At 47.7% G+C, this 13,453-nt stretch carries 16 protein-coding genes; all 16 read right to left on the reverse strand.

Annotation, left to right across the window (positions count from 1 at the left end):
* Positions 1-48: 48 nt before the first annotated feature.
* The 16 genes from ACDZ28_RS32695 to ACDZ28_RS32770 all read right to left on the reverse strand — a co-directional run bounded on the left by ACDZ28_RS32695 (position 49) and on the right by ACDZ28_RS32770 (position 13,450).
* A complete protein-coding gene (locus tag ACDZ28_RS32695; protein WP_375103766.1) occupies positions 49-2,148 on the reverse strand; it encodes a hypothetical protein in 2,100 nt (699 codons plus the stop codon).
* Positions 2,149-2,152: 4 nt separating this feature from the next.
* Entirely contained in the window at positions 2,153-2,509 is a 357-nt protein-coding gene (locus ACDZ28_RS32700; protein WP_375103767.1) for a DUF6711 family protein, read from the reverse strand.
* A gap of 11 nt (positions 2,510-2,520) precedes the next feature.
* Positions 2,521-5,532 (reverse strand): hypothetical protein, encoded by a 3,012-nt coding sequence (locus ACDZ28_RS32705; RefSeq protein WP_375103768.1) that lies wholly within the window; start codon positions 5,530-5,532, stop codon positions 2,521-2,523.
* Positions 5,532-5,918 carry a Gp15 family bacteriophage protein gene (locus ACDZ28_RS32710; RefSeq protein WP_375103769.1) on the reverse strand — a complete coding sequence of 129 codons (387 nt, stop codon included), beginning with the start codon at positions 5,916-5,918 and terminating at the stop codon, positions 5,532-5,534. Before ACDZ28_RS32710 ends, ACDZ28_RS32705 begins: the two co-directional genes overlap by 1 nt.
* A complete protein-coding gene (locus ACDZ28_RS32715; protein WP_375103770.1) occupies positions 5,887-6,192 on the reverse strand; it encodes a hypothetical protein in 306 nt (101 codons plus the stop codon). The genes ACDZ28_RS32710 and ACDZ28_RS32715 overlap by 32 nt, the downstream gene beginning before the upstream one ends.
* A 3-nt stretch (positions 6,193-6,195) precedes the next feature.
* Complete coding sequence (locus ACDZ28_RS32720) at positions 6,196-6,675, reverse strand: phage tail tube protein (RefSeq protein WP_375103771.1); 480 nt, start codon at positions 6,673-6,675, stop codon at positions 6,196-6,198.
* 9 nt (positions 6,676-6,684) lie between these two features.
* Complete coding sequence (locus tag ACDZ28_RS32725; protein WP_375103772.1) at positions 6,685-7,074, reverse strand: minor capsid protein; 390 nt, start codon at positions 7,072-7,074, stop codon at positions 6,685-6,687.
* On the reverse strand, positions 7,071-7,463 hold the full coding sequence (locus ACDZ28_RS32730) for a hypothetical protein (protein ID WP_280753510.1): 393 nt from the start codon (positions 7,461-7,463) through the stop codon (positions 7,071-7,073). The genes ACDZ28_RS32725 and ACDZ28_RS32730 overlap by 4 nt, the downstream gene beginning before the upstream one ends.
* Positions 7,463-7,789, reverse strand: a complete 327-nt coding sequence (locus tag ACDZ28_RS32735; RefSeq protein ID WP_375103773.1) for a hypothetical protein — start codon at positions 7,787-7,789, stop codon at positions 7,463-7,465. Before ACDZ28_RS32735 ends, ACDZ28_RS32730 begins: the two co-directional genes overlap by 1 nt.
* Positions 7,789-8,154: a hypothetical protein gene (locus tag ACDZ28_RS32740; RefSeq protein ID WP_375103774.1), complete on the reverse strand. Its 366-nt coding sequence runs from the start codon at positions 8,152-8,154 to the stop codon at positions 7,789-7,791. Before ACDZ28_RS32740 ends, ACDZ28_RS32735 begins: the two co-directional genes overlap by 1 nt.
* Positions 8,155-8,162: 8 nt before the next feature.
* On the reverse strand, positions 8,163-8,417 hold the full coding sequence (locus tag ACDZ28_RS32745; RefSeq protein WP_375103775.1) for a hypothetical protein: 255 nt from the start codon (positions 8,415-8,417) through the stop codon (positions 8,163-8,165).
* Positions 8,418-8,451: 34 nt separating this feature from the next.
* The gene (locus ACDZ28_RS32750) at positions 8,452-9,327 is read right to left on the reverse strand and encodes a capsid protein (protein ID WP_375103776.1); all 876 of its coding nucleotides are present in this window, start codon (positions 9,325-9,327) and stop codon (positions 8,452-8,454) included.
* A 30-nt stretch (positions 9,328-9,357) separates the two neighbouring features.
* Entirely contained in the window at positions 9,358-9,948 is a 591-nt protein-coding gene (locus ACDZ28_RS32755) for a phage scaffolding protein (RefSeq protein ID WP_375103777.1), read from the reverse strand.
* Between the two features lie 250 nt (positions 9,949-10,198).
* Positions 10,199-10,402: a hypothetical protein gene (locus ACDZ28_RS32760; RefSeq protein ID WP_375103778.1), complete on the reverse strand. Its 204-nt coding sequence runs from the start codon at positions 10,400-10,402 to the stop codon at positions 10,199-10,201.
* The gene (locus ACDZ28_RS32765; protein ID WP_375103779.1) at positions 10,395-11,954 is read right to left on the reverse strand and encodes a phage minor capsid protein; all 1,560 of its coding nucleotides are present in this window, start codon (positions 11,952-11,954) and stop codon (positions 10,395-10,397) included. The genes ACDZ28_RS32760 and ACDZ28_RS32765 overlap by 8 nt, the downstream gene beginning before the upstream one ends.
* A complete protein-coding gene (locus ACDZ28_RS32770) occupies positions 11,951-13,450 on the reverse strand; it encodes a capsid protein (RefSeq protein WP_375103780.1) in 1,500 nt (499 codons plus the stop codon). The genes ACDZ28_RS32765 and ACDZ28_RS32770 overlap by 4 nt, the downstream gene beginning before the upstream one ends.
* Positions 13,451-13,453: the final 3 nt, after the last annotated feature.

A 13,453-nucleotide genomic window follows, 5' to 3' on the forward strand; every position in this document is an offset into this window, starting at 1 on the left:
AAATATTATCTACTCCTATTATCGTCATACCTTGATAAAAGTTTCAACTTATTTAGGAATGTTTACTTGTGCGAGTAATCCGCCTGTTCTGCTAAAAAGCTTTAAGTTTCTTGATGTATTATCAAATACAAGGTTATACCCGGATTCACTAGCATTAGCCTTGGAATTTAAAGTGACCTGTAAATCCTCAACGCTTGAAATCTTTAATCCATAAGCATTTGCAGTTGTGAAATCAACATTACTGCTAAAAAAGACCCTGTCAGCAAAAGAAAAGATTTGAAGAGGACCAACAGCATAAAGGAATGAAAAATTATCCTCTGTATACATACCAGCAAGTTCACTACCATTAGAACCAAAAAATCCGACTCCGGCATAATTACCACGACCCTCATCAGAAATCGCAACCCGCTTAACTCCACTTGAGTCATAGGACCTCAATCCGGTAGGTGTCACTTCAATTCGTTGACCGCTAGGCGCGGTACGTATCAATGCACCTGTGATCGTCCCTCCACTTATTGTTGATGCTGTAATGGCTCCGCTGAAATTTCCATCTACCCCGACCAGCGTCCCAGTAAAGGTGCCTCCAGCAGCTGATAGATTCCCGCTAAATGTACCGGATGCGGCCTGTAAAGCTCCTCGGAAAGTACCACCTGCTGCATTGAGATCACCGCTAAAGGAACCCGTTGCTGCTTGCAACGCTCCTTTGAATGTTCCCCCTGCTGCTGTCAGATCGCCAGCAAATGTACCTGTGGCAGCCGATAACGAGCCGCTGAACACACCATCAACGCCCTCAAGCGTCCCGGTAAACTTTAGACGGTTAGCTTGAGCATCGTAATGTAATGCTGATTGACCATTCACCTGCCAGTCCATCGTGTCTGAATTAAGGGTTAGCTTGCTCTTGTGATCTTCCCTTTCTACGATCAACCCATTTTCCCGCGACGCGCTAAAACCGTAATAGTTCCGACCCTCTTTAAGAGCGGTCTTATTGAGGCTATTAATAGCCTCTTTAATCGTCCCACGCGCCGGAAACTCACTTTGTTGTTCTGATTGAGAAGGTGCCTCGATGGTCATTCTTAGACCGCCGCTGAAGGTAAATACCTGGTGCATAATCAACGTCTGATAGTCTACGATTCCGTTCCAAGGAATATCTGTCCCGCTCCATGTGGATACCGTTTCTAACCAGCTGCTCCCCTCGTATCGCTCGAACCCAATAATGTCACCATGCTCCAGCTGCGGATAACCCATACCCTCGATCACGACAGGTAAATAAGCAAATCCGTTTAGTGCGGCTAACAATCCGTTAGTAATTGCCTGTGTAGCAAACGGATTAATCAGCTGAAGGGTGTGATTACTGTCTCCACTTCCTGCCTCATAGCTCAGATCATCTTCTGTATTGTATGTGACCACTACACGGGTAAACGTTTTGACGGGATTGGTCTGCTTTACTCGGCTATAATCACTGGCGGTCATTTCAAACACAGGCACAGCAGCAGCCGCGAATCGTTTAAATTTAACCGTACCGTCTTTGCCTACGAATACGCTGGCACTGTTAGCTGATGCGATATAGGCCATCATTTGTCTGTAGGTAAATCCCGCAGGTCCGACCTGGATTACATAGGACGGGTTAATGACGATGCTGCCATCATACGTCCATCCTAGACGCTGCATCATCTCATTCCAGACCGCTAGCATCGTGGCTGGATAGGTCAGTGACGATACATAAATATCATCTGCAAACACCAGCTTGTCGTAGCAAGTAAAAGTCCAAACATCGTTCACCTTCTCGCGACTGTCCACAAAGAACTCTCCTAGAGGCATCCAGTCTGTCCCAGTGCCCGTCCAAGGCACGTGAGTATCTAACCATGGATAAGTAGCCTCTAGCCAAGTCAATCCTGCCGTGGTCAACGACAGGTACGGTACAATGCGAGCATTAGCAGGAATGATCTCATTAGTGCGTAGCTTGATGGTTAGCTTGGACGGGATCGCGTTTCCAATCTCAAATCCACTGGATAGTGATAGGCTGTTCTCAATACTGAAGTCTACAATTTTGCTAGAATCATAATCCTCACCCTGCACTGTAGCTTTAACGATAAACTCTCGATCCAGTCGCCGTAAGTAATCCGCATATAGCGGTGATATCGGATACATAGCTTCACTGCTCCGTCAGGGTAATCTTAAGCCCTGACCACAGAATATCATTCCCTTTTGCCACGGCGACCGCTGGGTTCCGGTTGCCGACATAAAATCTTTTAGTCTCATACCCTCCGGTCATAGGATCCGGATAGGTCACGTTAAAAAAGTTGTCGGCCATAGATTTCATGAGCGCGGACATTTCAGCCCAGGTCAATATCCCAAAAGTCATGTCCAACTGTCGCATGACGCGGATACGGTCCCGGTGCAGTTTACCATCTGCTGTCCGCATAGAAGACTCGCCATCGTCCAGATCAATGAGAGTCGGAATAAACGTGGCCGGAGAGGCTGCAATATTCGCTCCGTTAATTTTGATCATTGTAAACCTCCTTACACATCAAGCAGCGTCTGCCCTGCCTGCCTTTGTAGCTTATTGATAGCATTAATGACCACACGGGCAACTTCCGTATCTCCTACCTTAATGATTGTGGTTCTGTCGCCACTCTGTGCTCTGATTAGCTGTCTTAGTAGATCATTAGTTTCTTGATTGCCACCATCAAGCATCCCCTCGAGCTTAGACAGTGGGCTGACCACTTCCGGATCCGCAGCAGCTCCCCTGTTATCTCCGACCATTGCCAACGTTGGGCCGTAGGCTAAGCCGCCTTTAGCAAGTCGGGGAATCGTAGGAATGTTAGGCAAGCCGATACTACCGCCACCCATCTTTTTCCCGAATACATCAATCTCCGGCACGCTGATGCTGATACTATTGAATCCCTCAATGATCTTGTTGATCCCATCGATGATCATATTCAGCGGCATCTTAGCAATAGCCCATAGGCTTTCAAACACACCTTTGAATATATCCTTCACGCCGTTCCAGGCTTTACTCCAGTTGCCCGTAAAGACACCTGTTATAAAATCAATGATGCCGCCTAACGTGGTCAATAAACCAGATATGACCTCTCCGATCGTTTTAATAACGCTCTTAACAATGCTCAAAGCGATATTGAAGCCCTTTACGAAACCAGGGGCAAGTTCGTCAATAATGGCATTGATCAAGGGGCTAATAAATTTGTTGTATATTTCTGCCGCCGCATCAACTAACTTCATAACCAGTTCCACAACCTGTTTTACAATTCCTTTGAATGTGCCTTCCCAAAGTTCCTTGAGAGTAGCTAAAAACGGTTCAATGATCGGCTTGAGCACATCGTCCCAGAGTTTTTGCACCGTCTTTCGGATATTCTCCATCACTTCGGATAACTTGTCTAAGATCGCTTTACCGTGCTTATCCCAAGCGTCCTTAACGATCTGCAAGGTATCCAAGACAATCTCTTTAATCTGATCAAAGACCGGCTCTAGTACCGTTTCATAAATATCATTAATCATGTCAACAGCCCACTCGAAAGTGTCTGCTGCCTCTTTAAATGCCCATACCAATGTATCTGTTAGGATAGGCAATAACGTATCCGTTATGGCTGCACTGATAGGGAGTATAAACTCATTTAAGGCGTAATCTACAAACGGTTTAATCGTGCCATCAAGCAATTCCTGTATGGAGCCACCAATCTGTGGAATCACATCCAGGAATACATCCCTCAGTTTTTCTAGTGCTGGCTGAAGTGTATTGGCCCAAAGATCATTTGCGTAGCTTACTGAGTTTTCCAACGTATCACTAAACAATCCAATAGCCCACACTAGCGTATCCGCAAAAATCGGAACCAGTGTTTCATTCACTGTTTTCGCTATAGGAAGTGCAAACTCGTTTAGAATGAAGTCAGATGCAGGCATCAATGTGTTATCCAATAAGCTTTGTATTGATCCAGCAATTGACGGGAAGGCTTCCAGAAATGCATTCTTAACCTTCTCCAAGTTAGGCAGCCAAACGGTGCCCCAAAGCTCGGTAATGGTATCAGTTACGTTTCTGAATGTCTTATCAATCAGAGCGAAATATTGTGTAATTGCGCTGGCAATCACCGGTGCAAATGACTTCGTAAAGCCCGTGACCAATTGCGGGATAAAGTTTCCCAGCACGTATTTTGCTACCGGCACCAGAACCTTATCCTTCAAGTCTAGGAACGTCTTACCTATACTTTGCACCGACTTACCAATAGGATCTAACATATCCACGAACGGTTGTAGTGCTGGACCCATACCTGCCCAACCGGCAGCGATGTAAGACCACGCGCCAGAGAAACTAGACTTGATACCATCTATTAATGACTGCACCTTCTGCTTGATCGGATCCACGTTGATATCAGGAGTGCCTAGGTCCAAATCGCCAAATCCGCCACCAAGACCTGCCCCTAACCCTGCACCTGCGCCAGCAGCTCCAGCTGCAGCATCATCCAGAGCGCTAGCTGTAGACTTGGCCAGTGTGTTCAATTGGTCAAATCCTGCTAGGCTTCCCTTGACGTCCTTACCTGCCTTTTTAGCCTTTTTACCAGCCTTATCGGATGCTGCGCCCATATCCCCCAAAGCACCGGACGTATCGCCTGCGGCTGCGCCCATGTCACTGATTGGCTGTACAACTGCGCCACCTGATGAGCCGCCTACCGCATCACCAAAGATCAATTCGGTGAACGCCTTAAAGTAAGCAGCTGCCACTTGCAGCTTCGCAATTAGCCAGTTCAGCCCGCGCAGGATCGGTGTTAAGATATTAATAAATCCTGCACCCATGGTACCCTGGAATATCTTCCACTGCTCGCCCATAACCTTAACTTGGTTAGCCCATGAATTAGATGTCCGGGCAAAGTCGCCCTGTGCATCCGCTGTAACCTGCATCAGGTAGTTATACCGGAGCATGGTCTGCTCAGCTTGGGTCATAGACATCCAAGCTTTGGTGATTCCTTGCGATAGAGCAAAAGCTTCCATATTAGCAACAGACATGTTAATACCCAGTGCCTTCAGAGGCTCCGTCTCACCAGTCATGCCACTAAAAACCTTCTGATAGGCTTCGTCGTTTGACAGGTTATAGAAGGATGCCACGTCTGCTGATAACTCCGTCAGTGATTTAGACATATCCTTCATGGCCACACCTGTAAGGCCGGATGACTTCAGCATCGCTCCCATTGTGGACGCGTACTTTTTACCCGCTAACTCCGACAATCCAAAGTCATTAATCAGATTCTGAGACCAATTGTTAATCTCACTAGACATACTCCGGAATGTAACATCCACAACGTTCTGAACTTCTTGCAGATCAGATGCCAGGTTAATGGCTTCCCGGCCAAATTTGACCAGCCCACCTACAGCAAAGGCCCCAGCGATTATCCCGCCGAGACCTTTAAATGCACTGCCTACCATACCATTGGCCGTACCTGCTATGCCCCCGAGCTGGCGCTGAAAGGCACCGTAATTAAGCTCAAGATCTAAATCTATGCGACCCGCGCTACCGCCTGACATTATGCACCACCTCCTCCGAACATTTGAGTCAGCATTGCCTCTAAGCCCTTGGCTGATTGATCCAGCATATCTGGATCAGCGAGCTTCTCCTCCGCTTTACGCTTCCGCCATTCGTTATAAATTCGACGTTGTTCTTTACTGAATCCCCGGCGGACTTTCGGGTCCTTCTCGCTACGGATCGTTACGATACTGCCCAGCGGCGTATCTGGCATCAGTCCTGCCACAAGAGTACAAAATTCTGACCAATGCATATCTCCTTGCTGTCGTATTCGGATGCCATACTGTTTTGCCAAGCTTGCCTCGATCAGCGCCCAATCTTCCCGTAGGTCATACCAGTTCTCCTGCACAGATTCATCAGAGTTGAAATCGTTTGGTAGCCTCTTCATAGGTTAAATCCTGCATTACAGCCATAAGACCGGATACAAGCACCTTGATATTGGAAATCCCCATTTTCTTTCCACCGATCTCCTCAAACGCTTGAGTCCCAATAGCCCCCTCGATAGCAGCAAGCAGGGATTTCACACTACCCTTCTCCGCGATTTCTTCGAAACGCATAACAGCTTCTACGGATTTATCAACCTCGTAGACTTTATCACGGATATTAATCTGACCTTTTTCCTCGACTGCGAATTTATCTGAAATATTAATAACGTTTGACATGGTTTACGCTCCTCCGCCTGGCGCCGCTGTAAAAGTCGGCTTGCCGTCTGATAATAGTTCAAATTCCAAAGCATCAATATTAGTAGAATCTCCGCCCGCTGGAGCCGTGAGGTTGATTACACAATCCATAGTCAACTTCGCACCACTAGGGAGCGTCCACTCGAATTTCGTTTCTACATCTTGACCAGTACCCAGCATCAGCCCAGCGATGTAATCATTACCTGGGTCACCGTAATGCCGTTTACCCGTAAAACTGATCGTCATGGCCTTACCAGTTACTGCACGGCGGGTCCATCCTCCTTGGTCCATTGGGGACCATTCTTCCGTATTACCATCAATAGAAATGGAGAAGTTCTCCAAATCCTTGATTTCGATCATCTCCGTAGGTGTAGAAGCCTTCCCCTTAGAACCAACTTTAAAAACGTTGTTGTGAACCGGAAAGACACCTGTTGTCGCAAAATGTTGCAGATCCAATTTAAGCATTTTCTCTACCTACCTTTCGTAATAGATCGTGACCTCGATCACGTATTCAAAATAACCAGCATCATCTGTCCCTACGCTGACAGGCTCCGCGGTGCGCATTTGAAAGCTAATTACCCGCTTGTCATTAATCACCGCAGACTGCCCAAATAGCGCAGCATAGACCTCCATGGCCTTCTGCTCCGCTGTATCTGCATTCTTTGTCCAGTGAATCAGGATGGACACGGCCTTGACCGCATAGCTGGTATTAGCCAATCCACCGATAGCCAGCACCGGAGTACCGGAATTTAGATTGTATAAAGTAATGGACTCCGCTTTGCTGCCGTCCGCTTTGCCGATATACCAATTCGGGCAGACTACCTGAGTTTTCAACCAGTCGCGCACTTCTGCAAGAGTCATCATTTAATAAATCCCCCTGCTAGCTTCTTCAGCAGCGTCTTAAAGGCCTGAGTTACACCTCTGGTCTTCTTACCCTCTGCCCACGCCCGAAGCCACTCACCTTGTGCGTGCCGGTTCTTGTCCTTCCGGAAGCTATACTCAGGATGCCAGTAAAGCCGCCGTGCGTATGGCGTATCATATGTGATAGTCACCTTGCCGCGCTTTGACTTGCTCGCATCGATTGTAGCGCTTCGCTCAAGCTCACCTGTTTGTTTAGGGACAACCTCAGACGTCATGATGTCGGATAGGATGCTGTCTTTGGCACCTTCAACTACCTGAATCAACGCCTTCTCCGGTGCTGTGCGTAGCCGGTTCATGGCTTGATTATTCATCTTGGTTTTAACCTTAACCATTACATCAGCTCCAGTTCCGTGGAAAACACGCTGCCGTCTGGATTCTGTGGTCGAATAGCTCTGAAGATAGGCCGCTCAATCTCTCCGAACTTCACAAGCCCCTCGATAAGCTTCCCAGGGTTAATGTCACCTTTAATGATTACTTTGCCTGATAGCGTCACCAGACGTCGCTCCTTGTCCAGCTTCTGACGCATCTTTTCATCATGACAACAAAGCCCATCGAAGATTAACTCCTCGACAGGCTCTCCATCTTCGCTGGTATAGGTCTGATAGACCTTAACGGGCGTTTTCAATATCCATTTTGGAAACGGAAGCTTTCCCTTCATCAGCATAACCTCCTACTTGTCAACCCTGTGGAGGCTAACAGGCTTGTCACAGCCTCCGTGGTTTGGATACCTCCTGCACCCTCTACCGCCTTGAACGACAACGACACGCTGCCAGCGGAGTAACCAGAGAGAGGGAAGTTAAGATAGTCGCCGTATTGAAAGGTGAAATCTGCCTGCTGGCAAACCGCTTTAATCACATTGACCTGCTGGAATGGAGTCAGCCCTGTCAATCCTCGCCCTACGATGCGGTTATAGGTCAGGGCATCCACTTGATCCGATGCCCTCTCCAACTCCCTCTCCAGTTCTTCAGGTGTTATCTGCCCATCACCGTAGCGTTCATAATCCTCCGCTGTTGCATAGGCCATGAGATCACCTACTTATCCGCTTTGGCGGCTTTCTTTGCCTCGGCCAGTTCCGCTTTTAACTTGGCGTTTTCAGCTTCCAGTGATTCAATGGTAGCCAGTGCCTTTACGTGATCTTTGTAAGAGACCGTCTTACTCGGTGATGTTTCCACAACCTCAAGCGCATTTCCCTCTTGAGTCGCAATATCATACCCTAATTTCAGGTAGGTATCTCGCTCCGTTTCATCGATCTGGAGCTGTTTATTCCCTTTCACTGCGTAAAGCATAGTTTCATTCTCCTTTCGGCCAGCGGCCAGTATATTACGCTTCCGCGTTAATCTGAATACCTTCTACCTTCCGGTTAATCAAGAACAGGTCTGTGTATCGGCGGTTTTGATACAGGTATCCGTCACCACCGGTATGCGAGCCTGGCTCCCATAGATAAATAGCGCTGTGCTTGATTGGAGCAATAACAGCCTGTGGGTGGATCAGTATCATATTGATCTGTTTGGCTCCCACACCAGGCACAGCTCCGTTCGTAAAGTTGAAGGCAGTCTTCATGCGGCTGGAAGGTACTTTAACTAGGGTCACATCATCCAGGCTTCTTACTGCGCGATCAACGGCACCGTTGTTCGCTTGGACATTAATTACTCGTTTCATGTCTTCTGCTTGCTTCAGCAGAGTATGCACAGTAGGAGTCACGTACAGAATCCGGCCTTCTTCAGGTACCTCCGCCTCGTCCATATTTTGCATGAGCTTGTCAAAGACCTGGAGCGCATTGGAAACCGTCAACTCTGTAATGTCTGGTGTCTTACCTAAAGCTATATAATCAGCATGAATCTTGCTGTATCGGTATTTATCTAGCTCCGGAATTGCCTGCTCCGTTTCAAAAACATTCGTCGTATTGGCTGCGGACAGGATCTGATTGGTTTCATCAACGTCCATAGCATCCACAAAGAATTCGACGTCACGATCAAACGCCAACACCTTTGTTTCAAAATCATTGCTGATCGCCTGACGATTCCAACCTCCAGAACGGCTGTGATCCTTATATCCGCCTACGTCCAAGCGTGGAATCTTAATCGTTTTTGTTCCGATAAATTGGGCATTCTGAGTGGTCAGACCGCTAGAAGTCAATTCCTTCGTATACTTCTGCTGCAACACCGTCAGAAAGCTATCTACATAGTTATAAGGCATTTGTACATCTCTCCTCGTTTAATAAAATGTTTACTTGGACTCAGCTACTCCAAAAATATTGGCCAGTTGTTCATTCGTTGTCGCACCGGCTCCACCAATACCTCCGCCACCACCAACACGGAAACCACCGGTACCGCCACCAGCTCCTGGCTCATCAGGTTTAAACAGATAGGCATCAGACGTCTTGAGTCCAGTTAGTTGCTCATCCAATCCAACCACTTTGCCATCATCACCTATTACCAGCTTGTCTTTCTTAATCAGTCCGGTAACAACTGCTTCGTTGTGTACCTTGCCATTCAGAGCGGACTTGATCGCATTGGTCAGCGTCATGTCCTTCAGATTGGCGTCATACTCGTCCTTTGCCTTCTGATTCTCACCTTGCAGACGTGTTATCTCAGCTTTCAATGTCTCTGAAGCACCCGCATCCTTGCTGAGTGTTTCAAGCTGTGTATCGCGGTCCGTGATGTCCTTCTCAAGCTTCTTCTTGGTGTCGGACAGCTCGTTATATTGCGACTTCGGAACAAAGTGCTTCGGGAGCTCCTTGTTCACGTCACCAACCAGCGCGTCAATCTTTAATTCATCAATACTTGCGTCTTTCAACAACTTTTTCAACCATTCCATTTATGATCAGCCTCCATAGATTTGTATAGCTGCTCTCCAGCTAAGGGATTGGGCCGTGATGCTCCGGCCAACGAGCAAATAGGCCACGACAGTCTCAATCGTGGCCATGATTATCTCTTCTTGCTATTTCCAATTCCACAAATGATGATTAGTGTCAGGCAAATAATAAAAGTAATCATAACGCTATCAGACAAGGGTAATCACCGCCTTTCAGGCATGAAAAAAGCACCCTCGCAAATGCGTGAGTGCTTCAATCTTCTAAAACTTCACAACTTACAATGTCGGGAATCGGTACTGATTCGCAATAACCGTCCCCTGTTTTAATTCCGATGGAATCATAGTCCAGGTCTTCCATAATTCCGACTTCATAGGAGATGATCGGCCCAATAAACACATCGCCGTCCTTATCGATCACCTTGACCCGTTCCCCCATCAAATCATGATAATCAATCATTTGACTTCTTTCCCTTCTTCTTACTTGGATAATCAGGTACGATATGCACTCCGTTTTTAGCATAATGGATTGCAAATACTGTGGTATCTGCTTCAGCGCCCGTCAAGTTATTCACAGCTTTACCAACAACTACATCATTGGTCAAAATGGTCTCCTTATGATCCCATTCACCCTTGCGAAGATTGATATCGCCCGTGCCTGCATGCCGATGCACCAGTTCATCAATCTTGTCAGAGCCAACGGTAAGATAAGCCGGTCCATGTTGCCCCTTTTGATCCAACCGTTTTTGATAATCGGCGTATTCCTTGGTTCCAGGGATGTGCTTGTTCTGCTGGCCTTTCAAAATAGCCTTAGGCTGTGAATCCGAACGGATGTGCGCCCGTGTCTCCTTTATTTTGGCATTTTTCGCAGCTAATTTCAATAACTCAGTATGTTCAGCCTGAGACACACCGCCCAGAATCTTCTCACGTGCCGAATCCCGCCGTAAGTGCTCGTTTGCCTTCACATGTTCCCGGAGCTTCCCTTGCCACTCCTTCACCTTCACAGCTGCTGCAGCCTGGTTATTCGGATCCACGCTTCCAGCCTCACGACGCTTGTACTTGCGCACTTGACGCTCCATGTAACGCTGCCGCTGCTCGGCCTTGTAATTGCCTAGCGCCTCCGCATCGTCCACTGGTTCCGGCATGCGACTTTTACCAGGTATGAACGTTGTCATGTTGTGCCGGCAGTTGGGGTGAAACAAGCCTGCTGCCATTGCCTTACTCAGTAGCGGATATGGGCCATCTGATGCCTTACCACCACTGTATACGTCATCAATGTATACTTTACCCTGCCAAGGTAGACACAGCTCCGAACAGTTGTTATGAGCTGACACCACGACGAACGGATTACCTGCTGCACGGCGTTTGGTTCCCTCTCCCTCGAATACTGCCCGCTGAGAGGATGCACGCAAGGCCATTTCAGCGTAGGAAGCTATATTCACCCGACGACCATTTCGATAAGTGATGTAATCAAAGCCTTTATCTAGAAAATCACCTGTGGCCATGTCGATGGCTTGGTTAAGCGAAGCAGCACCAGAGTTAAGATATACCTGAGATTTGAAGATGGTCTGCCTGAACACATCGTCCGCTTGTCTAAGAACAGCGAAGCGTGCTGCCTTCAACTCCCCTTGAGCAGCTTCTGTCAGTGCATTGACACGTTTTTCATTCAACTTGAAGAAATTTTCATCAGATACACCTTCAACGTCAAGCTTATTACCTGACTTAATCTTTTCTAGCAGCTTCTTACCTGCACGCTTGATTCCGTCGAGAAAACCGCCTTTGACTTCTCGCTCAATCGCAATATTGATCGTGGGTTCAGCCTTCTTAACAATCTGTGCAGCCTCTTTTTTGTACTGCTTAATATCCAGAAGCTTCTTTTCCTGCCATTGATCCCACTCGAAGCCCTCTTTCTTCTCCTCATTTTCATGACGGGTCAGATTGCGCTTCATACTAGCGATTAAGTCAACTTCCATTTGAGCAAAAATGCCACGAATGTCATATTTCTTCTTCATTCGCCTTCATCTTCATCTTCATGATCACCCGGAGGCTTATCACGGTTGGCGCTAGGTTCATCTACTTCCAGCAAGCCCTGCTCAGTTTTCAGCCTTTGTACCTCTTCGGCCTTTTCTTCCTTAGTCCATGTGTCTCCATATAGCTCCTCCACAGACCGCTCCAGACTCATGATCTGATAGGTACGAGCCTTGCCGACGATGTCCACCACGCTACCGAAATCGGGAGAAGCATACTCACCAAAAGTCACGCTGGCCTCATACTCGCCTGCTGTACGGTTCTTCATCGTGTCGTAGACCATCATTACCGTCTGCACTAATTGTGGAATGACCTCATTCAGCCGATCCACAATTTTGCCACGAGTGTACAGCGTGGCCTTCTCCTTCTCTCGCTGTGCTTCAGCGTTGTCCGTCTTCTTCAGGTCGATGCCGAGCGTGGACGGACTGATGATGCCCTGAAGACACATATCCACCGCAGATGCATAGGAAGCCACGAATGCCTCGTACAGAATCTGCGGCTGTACCAGGCTGATCTGTCCCTTAGCATCCTCGGCCATGACGCTGCTGATCCGAATAAACTGATTGTCAAATGGATTTGGCCGCAATAACTCCCCGGTTTCTGGATTCTTCGGAATCATGTCCTCAGGAATGTACTTCTGCACTCGCCCACTGCGAATGGCGTCCATCCACTGGCTGATCACCTCGTCAAGCGCGTCAAAACTGTCTGCTTTGCTGTCAAAGATACTCTTACCGCGACCTGGCCACTTGGTGGACTTAAACACCATAAGCGGAACGGCCATAATAAAATCGCCATCATACTCAATGTCCTTCAAATCGGCAATTTCAGGAACCAGGGAAAGCGGTACCTGCTTGCCATAATTATCCAGCAACTGGTAACGAATGTACTTACGGCCAAATGTCTCTATGAGCCGATAATCCTTACTGTTAACCGTGTAATCAGTGTAGAAAAGAACCTCCTGCAGGCGACCACGCGTACGCTTGTACTCCACCTGATCGCCACTGTAGAACTCTATCAGCGGATATTTACTCACTGCTGGGTCCAATGTGACCTTAAACGCCCCATCACCTGCTGTCAGCGTCTCCGTTATGGCTCCAGCCAGCAGCTCGGGAAACTCATTATCCTTACTGATCTCATCCCATGTGGCCGTCTCAGCTTCTGCTTTGAAGGTGATGGCATCCATATCAGCGACCACAATATCAGACAGCCTATCCGCCACCATAGCCGGCAGCCCGCTGTGGATCTTCCGGATACCAAGGCCATTGCTTGGAACAGCTGCCCAGAAGCGTGATTTTCCCACGCTATCCGTCATCGACTGCTTATAGAATTGATCTAGTTCGGACGGATCGCCGCGATACCATAGGCGATTCCGTAGCACATTGGTACGATAACTAAACGGCTCTGTGATCGTAATGATCTGGCTTTCAGGTGCCGGATTGATCCTCAGTATTTTCATAACCATTGATTTAAACCACCCCACTCT

The sequence above is a fragment of the Paenibacillus sp. RS8 genome (assembly GCF_041956825.1).
GTDB lineage: Bacteria > Bacillota > Bacilli > Paenibacillales > Paenibacillaceae > Paenibacillus_AQ.

Coding starts and splice junctions, on each gene's coding strand:
- ACDZ28_RS32700 (WP_375103767.1), bottom strand. CDS start 2,509: ATGATCAAAATTAACGGAGCGAATATTGCAGCCTCTCCGGCCACGTTT.
- ACDZ28_RS32735 (WP_375103773.1), bottom strand. CDS start 7,789: ATGAAGGGAAAGCTTCCGTTTCCAAAATGGATATTGAAAACGCCCGTT.
- ACDZ28_RS32715 (WP_375103770.1), bottom strand. CDS start 6,192: ATGTCAAACGTTATTAATATTTCAGATAAATTCGCAGTCGAGGAAAAA.
- ACDZ28_RS32740 (WP_375103774.1), bottom strand. CDS start 8,154: ATGGCCTATGCAACAGCGGAGGATTATGAACGCTACGGTGATGGGCAG.
- ACDZ28_RS32720 (WP_375103771.1), bottom strand. CDS start 6,675: ATGCTTAAATTGGATCTGCAACATTTTGCGACAACAGGTGTCTTTCCG.
- ACDZ28_RS32765 (WP_375103779.1), bottom strand. CDS start 11,954: ATGAAGAAGAAATATGACATTCGTGGCATTTTTGCTCAAATGGAAGTT.
- ACDZ28_RS32725 (WP_375103772.1), bottom strand. CDS start 7,074: ATGATGACTCTTGCAGAAGTGCGCGACTGGTTGAAAACTCAGGTAGTC.
- ACDZ28_RS32705 (WP_375103768.1), bottom strand. CDS start 5,532: ATGTCAGGCGGTAGCGCGGGTCGCATAGATTTAGATCTTGAGCTTAAT.
- ACDZ28_RS32755 (WP_375103777.1), bottom strand. CDS start 9,948: ATGGAATGGTTGAAAAAGTTGTTGAAAGACGCAAGTATTGATGAATTA.
- ACDZ28_RS32730 (WP_280753510.1), bottom strand. CDS start 7,463: ATGGTTAAGGTTAAAACCAAGATGAATAATCAAGCCATGAACCGGCTA.
- ACDZ28_RS32760 (WP_375103778.1), bottom strand. CDS start 10,402: ATGATTGATTATCATGATTTGATGGGGGAACGGGTCAAGGTGATCGAT.
- ACDZ28_RS32695 (WP_375103766.1), bottom strand. CDS start 2,148: ATGTATCCGATATCACCGCTATATGCGGATTACTTACGGCGACTGGAT.
- ACDZ28_RS32745 (WP_375103775.1), bottom strand. CDS start 8,417: ATGCTTTACGCAGTGAAAGGGAATAAACAGCTCCAGATCGATGAAACG.
- ACDZ28_RS32750 (WP_375103776.1), bottom strand. CDS start 9,327: ATGCCTTATAACTATGTAGATAGCTTTCTGACGGTGTTGCAGCAGAAG.
- ACDZ28_RS32710 (WP_375103769.1), bottom strand. CDS start 5,918: ATGAAGAGGCTACCAAACGATTTCAACTCTGATGAATCTGTGCAGGAG.